Source organism: Streptococcus infantis, from assembly GCF_001579645.1.
Taxonomy (GTDB): Bacteria; Bacillota; Bacilli; order Lactobacillales; family Streptococcaceae; genus Streptococcus; species Streptococcus infantis_E.
This window is the reverse complement of the sequence record NZ_KQ970821.1, coordinates 18,148-30,219: the sequence shown is the minus strand read 5'-3', so window position 1 is coordinate 30,219 and position 12,072 is coordinate 18,148. Positions and strand designations below refer to the sequence as shown.

The 12,072-nt window shown below is 41.7% G+C and carries 12 protein-coding genes; 7 read left to right on the top strand and 5 right to left on the bottom strand.

Going from position 1 to position 12,072, the window contains the following annotated elements:
• The 6 genes from SINDD18_RS06555 to dtd form a co-directional block, all read left to right on the top strand.
• Positions 1–720: DALR domain-containing protein (locus tag SINDD18_RS06555; protein WP_153014437.1), on the top strand; the 720-nt coding region annotated here is incomplete at its 5' end.
• Positions 713–1,099 carry a Mini-ribonuclease 3 gene (locus SINDD18_RS06550; protein ID WP_061863535.1) on the top strand — a complete coding sequence of 129 codons (387 nt, stop codon included), beginning with the start codon at positions 713–715 and terminating at the stop codon, positions 1,097–1,099. The genes SINDD18_RS06555 and SINDD18_RS06550, both read left to right, overlap by 8 nt.
• A 2-nt stretch (positions 1,100–1,101) precedes the next feature.
• A complete protein-coding gene (locus tag SINDD18_RS06545; RefSeq protein WP_061863534.1) occupies positions 1,102–1,971 on the top strand; it encodes a PucR family transcriptional regulator in 870 nt (289 codons plus the stop codon).
• 113 nt (positions 1,972–2,084) lie between these two features.
• Positions 2,085–3,215 carry an ABC transporter ATP-binding protein gene (locus tag SINDD18_RS06540; protein WP_049504000.1) on the top strand — a complete coding sequence of 377 codons (1,131 nt, stop codon included), beginning with the start codon at positions 2,085–2,087 and terminating at the stop codon, positions 3,213–3,215.
• Positions 3,216–3,359: 144 nt separating this feature from the next.
• On the top strand, positions 3,360–5,576 hold the full coding sequence (locus SINDD18_RS06535; RefSeq protein WP_061863533.1) for a RelA/SpoT family protein: 2,217 nt from the start codon (positions 3,360–3,362) through the stop codon (positions 5,574–5,576).
• 30 nt (positions 5,577–5,606) lie between these two features.
• On the top strand, positions 5,607–6,050 hold the full coding sequence (dtd, locus tag SINDD18_RS06530) for a D-aminoacyl-tRNA deacylase (protein ID WP_061863532.1): 444 nt from the start codon (positions 5,607–5,609) through the stop codon (positions 6,048–6,050).
• 43 nt (positions 6,051–6,093) lie between these two features.
• On the opposite strand, the gene SINDD18_RS06525 is transcribed toward dtd, so the two are convergent.
• The 5 genes from SINDD18_RS06525 to SINDD18_RS06505 form a co-directional block, all read right to left on the bottom strand.
• On the bottom strand, positions 6,094–6,744 hold the full coding sequence (locus tag SINDD18_RS06525) for a metal-dependent transcriptional regulator (RefSeq protein ID WP_061863531.1): 651 nt from the start codon (positions 6,742–6,744) through the stop codon (positions 6,094–6,096).
• A gap of 89 nt (positions 6,745–6,833) precedes the next feature.
• The gene (gene tpx, locus SINDD18_RS06520) at positions 6,834–7,328 is read right to left on the bottom strand and encodes a thiol peroxidase (RefSeq protein WP_061863530.1); all 495 of its coding nucleotides are present in this window, start codon (positions 7,326–7,328) and stop codon (positions 6,834–6,836) included.
• Between the two features lie 120 nt (positions 7,329–7,448).
• Positions 7,449–8,378, bottom strand: coding sequence for a metal ABC transporter substrate-binding protein (locus tag SINDD18_RS06515; RefSeq protein WP_061863529.1), 930 nt, complete (start codon positions 8,376–8,378; stop codon positions 7,449–7,451).
• 31 nt (positions 8,379–8,409) lie between these two features.
• Positions 8,410–9,258 (bottom strand): metal ABC transporter permease, encoded by an 849-nt coding sequence (locus SINDD18_RS06510; protein WP_061863528.1) that lies wholly within the window; start codon positions 9,256–9,258, stop codon positions 8,410–8,412.
• Positions 9,255–9,977 (bottom strand): metal ABC transporter ATP-binding protein, encoded by a 723-nt coding sequence (locus tag SINDD18_RS06505; RefSeq protein WP_061863527.1) that lies wholly within the window; start codon positions 9,975–9,977, stop codon positions 9,255–9,257. Before SINDD18_RS06505 ends, SINDD18_RS06510 begins: the two co-directional genes overlap by 4 nt.
• Before the next feature lie 179 nt (positions 9,978–10,156).
• On the opposite strand from SINDD18_RS06505, the gene SINDD18_RS06500 reads away from it, so the two are divergent.
• Complete coding sequence (locus tag SINDD18_RS06500) at positions 10,157–12,049, top strand: M13 family metallopeptidase (RefSeq protein ID WP_061863526.1); 1,893 nt, start codon at positions 10,157–10,159, stop codon at positions 12,047–12,049.
• Positions 12,050–12,072: the final 23 nt, after the last annotated feature.

The window sequence follows — 12,072 nt, the reverse complement described above, 5'->3', positions numbered from 1 at the left end:
ATCGAGTGTTCGGTCATGTCAACGGAGATTTTAGGTGATACCATCGATATTCACGGTGGTGGAGCTGACCTTGAGTTTCCGCACCACACCAACGAAATTGCCCAGTCAGAAGCTAAAACAGGCAAGACCTTCGCCAACTACTGGATGCACAATGGCTTTGTCAATATCGACAATGTCAAGATGTCTAAGTCTTTGGGAAACTTCATTACGGTACACGATGCTCTCAAAACTATCGACGGTCAAGTATTGCGATTCTTCTTTGCGACTCAGCACTACCGTAAGCCTATCAATTTTACGGAAAAAGCAGTGCGTGATGCGGAGACAAATCTCAAGTATTTGAAGAATACCTATGAACAACCATTTACTGGAACTGTAGATGCTCAAGAGTTACAGGCATTTAAAGATAAGTTTGTAGCTGCTATGGATGAGGATTTCAATACAGCTAATGGAATCACAGTTGTCTTTGAAATGGCCAAATGGATCAACTCAGGCAACTATGATGCAACCGTTAAGGAAGCTCTTGCGGCCATGTTAGAAGTCTTTGGAGTAGTCTTTGTCGAAGAAGTTTTGGATGAAGAGATTGAAGCCTTGATCCAAAAACGCCAAGAAGCGCGTGCTAATCGTGACTTTGCGACAGCTGACCAAATCCGTGACCAACTAGCTGCACAAGGGATTAAGCTACTTGACACCAAGGATGGAGTGAGGTGGACACGTGATTGATGTCAATCTCATTAACGGGATTGCTCTAGCTTTTGAAGGAGATGCAGTATATTCTATGTATATTCGTCGCCATCTCATTCTCAAAGGTATGACCAAGCCCAATAAACTCCACCAAGAGGCAACCAAGTATGTATCAGCTAAGGCTCAGGCACATTTGATTTCCCTTATGCTGGAAGAAGAAATCCTAACGGAAAAAGAGGAAGAAATCTATAAACGGGGTCGCAATACCAACAGTCATACCAAGGCTAAGAATGCGGATGTGGTGACCTATCGTATGTCTACTGGTTTTGAAGCGGTCATGGGCTATCTTCATATGACTGAAAATGTGGAACGCCTAGAAACCTTGATTTCTTGGTGCATCCAAAAAGTGGAGGGCTAGAAATGATTGCAAAAGAACTACTGGATTGGTTTCCTGATGGTAAAATCTTAGATCAGCCAGTTGATAAAGAGGGTTATCTAAGTCTACCTCTGTCAAATTATCAGTGGCTTTTGCTTGAGGAAGCTAGTCTTAGCGAGCGTGAAAAACAACTGGTGGCTCTCTTAACCAAACAGGAGCAAACCATTTCCCTCAATCCCTGGTATAGTTATCTCATTGAAGGCAAAGGACAGGCACCGCAAAACTTTAAAAAATTGCAGCTTGTCTATTGTCACCTATCCTATTTCCAACAGGAAAATTTAACGTCTTGGTTAGAGATGATGAAAACCCTCTTTCCAAATTGTCAAACAGTTCTTCAGGTTGGAGCGCAGGATTACATTTTTGTTCTCCAACAGGATAAGTACACATCCGTTCGCTCTATCTTGATGGATACCTTGGAAGCCGTAGAATATGACTTTGGAGTACGTTTATCCATCATGTTAGGTCAGGTCTGGTCACAGACAGGACATCAGGTTCTGTCAGATCTCATCAAAGCAGAACGTGACTTGTTCAAAAACTGGTGGCGACAAGGGCATCAAGGGTTTCATACTTTTTCTCAACTCTATCTGTGGAGTATGGGTGAAAGAATCGTGGATCTCCGAGTTATCAAGGAATATCTGCATCAGATGATTGTGGACCAGGATCAGATTCAGGAAATCATCCTTTCACTGTGGGAAAACAGTGCAGTCCTGACAAAAACAGCTCAGCAGTTGTATTTGCATCGCAATTCTCTCCAATACAAGATTGATAAGTGGGAAGAACTGACAGGACTGCAGTTGAAAGAATTGACAGATTTGACCTTGTGTTATCAGTTGATTTTACCAGATATAATCTAAAGTTTTGTGCAAGTTGCACAGAACTTTTTTATTTTTTTGGTCACCTTGCCATAGAAATGTAAAGCGTTTTCATCTATAATAAAACTATCAAATGACAAAAGGAGTTCACCGAAATGGTAGAATTAAATCTTAAAAATATTTACAAAAAATATCCAAATAGCGAACACTACTCAGTTGAAGATTTCAACTTGAACATTAAAGATAAAGAGTTCATCGTTTTCGTAGGACCTTCAGGATGTGGTAAATCAACTACTCTTCGTATGATTGCAGGTCTTGAAGACATCACAGAAGGTACTGCATCTATCGATGGCGTGGTTGTCAATGACGTAGCTCCAAAAGACCGTGACATCGCCATGGTATTCCAAAACTACGCTCTTTACCCACACATGACTGTATACGATAACATGGCTTTTGGTTTGAAATTGCGTAAATACAGCAAAGAAGACATTGACAAACGTGTACAAGAAGCAGCTGAAATTCTTGGTTTGAAAGAATTCTTGGATCGTAAACCAGCTGACCTTTCAGGTGGTCAACGTCAACGTGTTGCCATGGGTCGTGCGATTGTCCGTGATGCAAAAGTATTCTTGATGGACGAACCTTTATCAAACTTGGATGCAAAACTTCGTGTATCAATGCGTGCTGAAATCGCTAAAATCCACCGTCGTATCGGAGCTACAACTATCTACGTAACTCACGACCAAACAGAAGCGATGACACTTGCAGACCGTATCGTTATCATGTCAGCAACTAAAAACCCTGCTGGTACAGGTACTATCGGACGTGTTGAACAAATCGGTACTCCTCAAGAAGTTTACAAAAACCCAGTGAACAAATTCGTAGCAGGATTCATCGGAAGCCCAGCTATGAACTTCATCAACGTTAAATTGAACGGTGACCGCATTGTTGCTGACGGATTTACTTTGAAAGTTCCAGAAGGTGCTTTGAAAGTTCTTCGTGAAAAAGGCTACGAAGGAAAAGAATTGATCTTCGGTATCCGTCCAGAAGACGTAAATGCAGAACCTGCTTTCCTTGAAACATTCCCAGAATCAGTTGTGAAAGCAACAATCTCTGTATCAGAATTGCTCGGTTCAGAATCTCACCTATACTGCCAAGTTGGTAAAGATGAGTTCGTTGCAAAAGTTGACGCTCGTGACTACTTGCAAGCAGGTGCAACAGTTGAACTTGGATTTGACTTGAACAAAGCACACTTCTTCGACGTAGAAACTGAAAGAACAGTTTACTAAGATAGATTTTAAACAATGAGCACTACTAGAGTTTTTCTAGTAGTGTTTTTTTATCAAGTTTAGCAAACTCTTACATAATGGGCTTTACTAGTTTTCATATCCTCAAAAAAGTGTTAAAATGGTAGGAAGAATTGGAGAGTATGCATGCCGAAAGAAGTAATTTATTCAGGCGATGAAGTCGTCGCTTTAACGCAAAAATATTTATCGAAAGAAGATGTGGCTTTTGTACACAAGGCCTTGGTTTACGCTGTAGAATGTCATAGTGGCCAATATCGTAAATCAGGTGAGCCTTACATTATCCACCCTATTCAGGTAGCAGGAATCTTAGCTAAACTCAAGCTAGATGCTGTCACTGTTGCCTGTGGTTTTTTGCATGACGTGGTAGAAGACACAGAAGCTACCTTGGATGACTTAGAACGCGAATTTGGTCACGATGTTCGAGTGATTGTAGATGGTGTTACCAAGCTTGGTAAGGTTGAGTATAAGTCTATCGAGGAGCAGCTGGCTGAGAATCATCGCAAGATGCTCATGGCTATGTCAGAAGATATCCGTGTTATCTTGGTCAAACTATCTGATCGCCTGCATAATATGCGCACCCTTAAGCACCTTCGTAAGGACAAGCAGGAACGTATTTCAAGAGAAACCATGGAAATCTATGCACCGCTTGCTCACCGTTTGGGGATTTCAAGTGTGAAGTGGGAACTGGAAGATCTCTCTTTCCGCTATCTCAATCCAACTGAATTTTACAAGATTAGTCACATGATGAAGGAAAAACGTCAAGAGCGTGAAGCCTTGGTCGATGAAGTTGTGACGAAACTCGAGGAATACTCATCTGAGCGCCATCTTACAGGAAAAATCTACGGTCGTCCAAAGCATATCTACTCTATCTATCGCAAGATGCAGGACAAGAAAAAACGCTTTGAAGAGATCTATGACCTGATTGCCATTCGTTGTATCCTAGACACTCAGAGTGATGTCTATGCGATGTTGGGCTACGTTCATGAGCTTTGGAAACCAATGCCAGGCCGTTTCAAGGACTATATTGCCAATCGTAAGGCCAATGGTTACCAGTCTATCCATACGACTGTTTATGGACCAAAAGGGCCGATTGAGTTCCAGATTCGTACTAAGGAGATGCACGAGGTTGCTGAGTACGGGGTTGCGGCTCACTGGGCTTACAAAAAAGGAATCAAGGGTCAGGTTAATAGTAAGGAATCTGCTATCGGGATGAACTGGATTAAGGAGATGATGGAACTCCAAGATCAAGCAGATGATGCCAAGGAATTTGTAGATACTGTCAAGGAAAACTATCTGGCTGAGGAGATTTATGTCTTTACTCCAGATGGGGCGGTTCGTTCACTTCCAAAAGATTCAGGTCCGATTGACTTTGCTTATGAAATTCATACAAAGATTGGGGAAAAAGCGACTGGAGCCAAGGTTAATGGCCGTATGGTTCCATTGACGACCAAGTTAAAAACGGGTGACCAGGTTGAAATCATCACCAATCCAAATTCATTTGGACCAAGCCGTGACTGGCTCAATATGGTCAAGACCAGCAAGGCTCGTAACAAAATTCGTCAGTTTTTTAAAAACCAAGACAAAGAATTGTCCATCAATAAAGGTCGTGAATTGCTGATTAGTCAGCTCCAAGAAAATGGCTATGTGGCCAATAAATTTATGGACAAACGCCACATGGATGAAGTCCTTAAAAAAACCAGCTACAAGACAGAAGAAGCGCTATTTGCGGCGATTGGTTTTGGAGAAATCGGAGCAATCACTGTCTTTAACCGTTTGACTGAGAAGGAACGTCGTGAAGAAGAGCGGGCCAAAGCTAAGGCAGAAGCTGAAGAATTGGTCAAGGGTGGCGAAGTCAAAGTGGAGAACAAGGACACGCTTAAGGTTAAGCATGAGGGTGGAGTAGTCATCCAAGGTGCTTCTGGGCTCTTGATCCGGATTGCCAAATGTTGTAACCCTGTTCCAGGTGATGATATCGTCGGCTATATTACCAAAGGACGCGGAGTTGCCATCCACCGTGTAGACTGTATGAATCTTCGATCACAGGAAAATTACGAGCAGCGTCTACTCGATGTGGAGTGGGAAGACCAATTCTCAAGTAAGGAGTATATGGCTCACATCGATATCTACGGGCTCAACCGTTCTGGTCTTTTGAATGATATCTTGCAAGTCCTATCAAACACAACTAAAAATATCTCTTCGGTTAATGCCCAACCGACCAAGGATATGAAATTTGCCAATATCCATGTATCCTTTGGAATTTCTAACCTTTCAATGTTGACAACGGTAGTTGATAAGATTAAGAGTGTACCAGAAGTCTACTCAGTTAAACGGACCAATGGTTAGGTATGATCGATACAGTCAGAAAGGATTTCTATGAAAATCATCGTTCAGCGAGTCAAGCAGGCTCAGGTTTCTATTGAGGGGCAGATACATGGTCAAATCAAACAAGGACTCTTGCTCCTAGTTGGTGTTGGCCCTGAGGATCAAAAAGAAGATTTGGATTATGCAGTGAGAAAACTTGTCAATATGCGTATCTTTTCAGATACCGAAGGCAAGATGAATTTATCAGTCAAGGATATCCAAGGAGAAATACTCTCCATCTCTCAATTCACTCTTTTTGCAGATACTAAAAAAGGGAATCGCCCAGCTTTTACAGGTGCTGCTAAGCCTGATGTTGCAGAGGCTTTCTATCAAGATTTTAACCGAGAACTAGCCAAGGAAGTTCCTGTGAAAACAGGTATTTTCGGAGCAGATATGCAGGTGGAACTGGTCAATGATGGACCGGTAACCATCATCCTTGATACCAAAAATAGATAAGAAAAACCAAGCTAGCGGGCTTGGTTTTTTGCTGATAAAGACTTTAGTTCATTTTTTCAACATAGAGTTGTTTAGCGATTTCGAGGCTGACTTGAAGTTCTTCATTGTTGTGAATCAGGGTAAAGGTATTGGAGAAGCCATCGAACTGCTTGACTTGGAGTTGGTCTCCAATATGGATGGCATGTTTATCCAAATATTGGAGGATTTCAAAGCTGTCATGAACTCTTGTCAGAAGGTAGTTTCCTACTTCTTTGATATCAGAAAGTGGCAGGTTATTAACCTCAACTAGAAGCTCACCCTTAGCAGGAATGGTTCCGCCATGGGGACAGGTCTTTGGAAAGCCTAACATAGTTTCCAGTCTCTCCACAAAAAGGTCTGAAACTGTATGCTCTAATACCTCAGCTTCATCGTGAATCTGATTGCTGGTATAGTCTAGATGGTGAACTAGAAAGACCTCTATCAGTCGATGCTTGCGATAAAGCTCAGAGACCAGATTTAAACCAATGTCCGTTAGTATATAGCCATTTTCTTTATTCTTTAATATAAGATTTTCGGATTGCATGCGCTTGATCATCTCAGTTACCGCAGGAGGTGATACCTGCATCCGAGCAGCAATTTCCTTGTTGGTAATCTTAGGAACTTCCATGCCAATCTCATAAATACATTTTAAGTAATCTTCTTTATTTGGTGTCATTCGTATTTCCTTGTTTATTATCTCCATCTAGTATACCAAAAAAAGCTAGATTTCTCTAGCTTTCTGTCTTGTTACAGGTGGGCTTTCTTTTAGTCAAGCGACTTTGCTGCTTCAATGGCTGCTTCAAAGTTTGGTTCGCTGTTGATATTGTCCACATACTCAACATAACGGATAATATTGTCAGCATCGAGAACAAAAACTGCGCGAGCAAGTAGATGCCATTCATTGATTAAGAGGGCGTAATCGCGTCCAAAGGAGTGGTCGAAGTAGTCTGAGAGCATGATGGCATTTTCAATTCCTTCAGCCCCACACCAGCGTTTTTGAGCGAAGGGGAGGTCCATAGACACCGTTAAGACAACAGTGTTGTCTAAGCTAGCCAATTCTTGGTTAAAGCGACGAGTCTGTAGCGAGCAGATACCTGTATCGATAGAAGGGATGACACTCAAGATTTTTTTCTTGCCTTCAAAGTCAGCCAGTGTTTTTTTAGAGAGGTCAGTCGTTGTGAGAGAGAAATCAAGTGCTTTGTCTCCTACTTGTAGTTGTTTTCCTGTAAACGTAACAGGGTTTCCAAGGAATGTAGTCATAAGCTACTCCAATCTTTTTTCTTTCATTTTACATTAAATGTTCAGACTCTTCCAATAATTTGACCGAAATTTAAATAGACAAAAACGCCAATTCATGGTGACTGACGTTTTTTAAAATGATTATTTAGACAAACCTTCAGAAATCTTGTCAAGGTTGTATTTCATCATGTTGTAGTAGCTGTCACCTTCTTTACCTTCTTCAGCAATTGAGTCAGTAAAGATTTGTGCGTAAATTGGAATATTTGTGTCTTGTGAAACAGTCTTCATTGGACGATCATCGACACTGGACTCAACAAATAGTGATGGGACTTTCATTTGGCGAAGTTTTTCAACCAAAGTCTTGATTTGGTCAGGTGTTCCTTCTTCTTCAGTGTTGATTTCCCAAATGTATGCACTTGGTACACCGTAAGCTTTAGAGAAGTATTTGAAGCATCCCTCGCTGGTTACGATGAGTTTCTTGTCAGCATCAATAGCGTTAAATTTCTCTTTGGCTTCCTTGTCAAGCTTGTCTAGTTTTTCAGTGTATTCTTTGAGATTCTTTTCGTAGAATTCCTTGTTGCTAGGGTCTTTAGCGATGAGTTGCTTAGCAATATTTTGAGCATAGATGATCCCGTTTTCAAGGTTGAGCCAAGCATGTGGATCTTCTTTCCCTTTTTCATTTTGGCCTTCTAGGTAGATGATATCAACGCCTTCACTGACAGCAAAGTAGTCCTTGTTTTCAGTTTTCTTGGCATTCTCAACTAATTTTGTAAACCAGGCATTTCCACCTGTTTCAAGGTTGATACCATTGTAGAAAATTAAGTCGGCTTGCGAAGTTTTCTTGACGTCTTCAGGGAGTGGCTCGTATTCGTGTGGGTCTTGTCCAACAGGCACGATACTATGAAGATCAATCTTGTCTCCAGCGATATTTTTAGTAATATCAGCGATAATTGAGTTTGTAGCAACAACTTTTAGTTTTTGACCAGAAGCTGCATCTTTTTTTCCGCTAGCACATGCTACAAGAACAATGGCGGAAAGAAAAAGAACTAATAATGTACCTAATTTTTTCATTAGATCCTCCAATTTATTGGGGCTTTACCCCTTATTTTAACAAATGTTTATTTTTCAGTTTCAAATATCGTTGTTTTGGAGCGATAAAGAAGCTAATGAGAAAGAAACTAGCGGCTGTAAGCACGATACTAGAACCTGCTGCAACGTTAAAGCTATAGCCGATAAAGAGTCCCAAAACTGAAGCAGTAGCTCCAAAGGTTGAGGAAAGGAAAATCATGCTTTTCAGGCTATTAGCATACAGATAAGCAGTTGCAGCTGGGGTAATCAGCATGGCTACAATCAGGATAGTTCCGACACTTTGCATGGCTGTCACAGACACGAGAGTCAGGAGTACCATGAGAAGGTAGTGATAGAAATTGACAGGCATTCCCATGGCTTTAGCCAAGAGTTCATCAAAGGAAGTTATCAAGAGTTGCTTGAAGAAAATCCAGATTAACAAGAGAATGGCTGCCCCCACACCCATAGTAATAAACATATCCGTATCTTGGACGGCCAGGATATTACCAAAAAGGATATGGAACAGGTCAGTTGAACTTTTAGCGACACTAATCAAGATGATACCGAGGGCTAAGAAAGAAGAAAAGGTAATGCCGATGGCGGTATCGCTTTTGATAATCGAGTTTCCCTTGATGTAGGTAATGATGATGGCAGCTAGTAGTCCAAAGAGAATGGCTCCGATAAAGAAGTCAACGCCCAAGATGAAGGAGAGGGCTACACCTGGTAAGACAGCATGTGAAATGGCATCTCCCATGAGTGACATCCCGCGTAGAATGATGAAACATCCCACAGCTCCAGCTACGACCCCGATGACAATGGCTGTTATCAAGGCATTTTGGAGAAAGTGGAAGTTCTGCAATCCATCTATAAATTCTGCAATCATAGGTCACCTCCATTGAAAAAGAGTCGGTCACCATAAGCTTGTTTGAGATTGGCTTGGGTAAAGGTCTCCTTTGTTGGACCAAAGGCTATTAGCTCCTTGTTGAGAAGGAGTACCTGGTCAAAATAATGGGCAACCTTGCCCAGGTCATGGTGAACGATAAGGACAGTCTTGCCAGCTTTTTTAAGTTCTCTCAGCGTGTTCATGATGATCTCTTCACTGACAGAGTCAATCCCCACAAAGGGCTCGTCTAAGAGAATATAATCAGCATCTTGAACTAGACAACGGGCAATCAAGACACGCTGGAATTGGCCACCAGAGAGTTGACTAATCTGACGTTCTGCATAGTCGGAAAGTCCAACAATTTCTAGTGCTTCAGCCACCTTTTGCCAGTGGTTTGCTTTTAAAGTGTGAAAGAGTGGAATGGATGGATAGAGTCCCAGAGAGACACATTCTTTTACCTTGATAGGAAAGTTGTAGTCGATATGAATTTTTTGCTCGACATAGGCAACTTTCTTGAGAGATTTTTTCATTTCTTTATCTTCGATAAAAGTGTGACCTTCATGCGGGATAATGCCCAGCATACCTTTTAATAATGTTGATTTCCCGGCGCCGTTTGGACCAATAATTCCGGTAATCGTTGGTCCTTGGAGCACTAGTGAAATATCCTTAAGTGCCAACGTTTCTTTGTAGGAGACACTGAGGTTTTCGATACGTATCATACAGTTGTATTCCTCCTGGATTTTAATATACCTTAATTTTATTTTTAAGTCAAGTTAATTTTGGTAAAAATTTAAAAAATTAATGTTGAAATCAAATAGGAGGAGACGGCATTTTTAATTGCATTCCCCAGGGATTTTTGCTAAGCTAAGAATAAGTGAAAAATGAAAGCGAGAACAAGATGACACGTTATCAAGATGATTTTTATGATGCCATAAATGGTGAGTGGGAAAAGACTGCTGTTATTCCAGCAGATAAATCGAGAACAGGTGGTTTTATCGACCTTGACGAAGAAATTGAAGAGTTGATGCTAACGACGACGGACAAGTGGTTGGCAGGAGAAGATGTTCCTGAAGATCCCATCCTAGCAAACTTTGTCAAGTACCACAGCATGGTGAGAGATTTCGATAAGCGAGAAGCAGATGGAATTGAGCCAGTCCTTCCTTTATTGAAGGAATACCAGAATTTAGAGAGTTTTGCGGATTTCGCAGGTAAACTAGCAGCATTTGAATTAGCTGGTAAACCAAACTTCCTTCCATTTGGAGTATCACCAGACTTTATGGATGCTAGAACCAATGTTCTCTGGGCTAGTGCTCCAGGAACTATCTTGCCTGATACAACCTACTATGCGGAAGACCATCCTCAGCGTGAGGAATTATTGAACCTTTGGAAAGAAAGTACTTCTAATCTCCTCAAAGCCTATAACTTCTCAGATGAAGAAATCGAAGATCTTTTAGAGAAACGATTGGAATTGGACCGCCGTATCGCAGCTGTTGTACTTTCAAACGAAGAGAGTTCAGAATATGCCAAACTTTACCATCCTTATTCTTATGAAGATTTCAAAAAGTTTGCGCTTGCCCTACCTCTCGATGACTTCTTCCAAGCTGTGATTGGACAAACTCCAGATAAGGTTATCGTAGATGAAGAACGTTTCTGGCAAGCAGCAGAGCAATTTTATAGTGAGGAAGCTTGGCCTTTACTCAAGGCAAGCTTGATCTTGAGTGTGGTCAATCTTTCGACTAGTTATCTGACAGATGAGATTCGTATCTTGTCAGGTGCCTACGGACGAGCTCTTTCAGGAGTTCCAGAGGCTCAAGACAAACGCAAGGCAGCTTACCACTTAGCTCAAGGACCTTTTAAACAAGCTCTCGGCCTTTGGTATGCCCACGAAAAATTCTCTCCAGAAGCTAAGGCGGACGTAGAGAAAAAAGTGGCGACCATGATTGACGTTTATAAGGAACGTTTGGCTAAGAATGACTGGCTGACACCTGAAACACGAGAAAAAGCTATCGTCAAACTCAACGTTATCAAACCTTATATTGGTTACCCAGAAGAACTGCCAGCTCGTTACAAGGACAAGGTAGTGGATGAATCTGCTAGTCTCTTTGAGAATGCTCTAGCCTTTGCGCGTGTTGAAATCAAGCACAGCTGGAGCAAGTGGAACCAGCCAGTTGACTATAAGGAGTGGGGAATGCCTGCTCATATGGTCAATGCCTACTACAATCCACAAAAGAACTTGATTGTCTTCCCAGCTGCTATTTTACAGGCTCCATTCTATGACTTGCATCAGTCGTCTTCTGCCAACTACGGTGGTATTGGTGCGGTTATTGCCCACGAGATTTCTCATGCTTTTGACACAAATGGTGCTTCCTTTGATGAAAATGGTAGTCTCAAGGATTGGTGGACAGAGAACGACTATGCTGCCTTTAAAGAAAAAACGCAGAAAGTTATCGACCAGTTTGATGGCCAAGAATCTTACGGTGCAAAAATCAATGGGAAATTAACTGTATCCGAAAACGTTGCCGACCTTGGAGGAATCGCTGCTGCCCTTGAAGCAGCTAAGAGAGAGCCAGATTTCTCAGCTGAAGAGTTCTTCCATAACTTTGCTCGTATCTGGCGTATGAAAGGTCGCCCAGAGTTGATGAAACTCATGGCCAGCGTTGATGTGCACGCCCCAGCTAAACTCCGTGTTAACATCCAAGTGCCAAACTTCGATGACTTCTTTACAACCTATGATGTCAAAGAAGGCGACGGCATGTGGCGCTCACCAGAAGACCGTGTGATTATTTGGTAATCAAAAAACCAAGGATGGAGTGG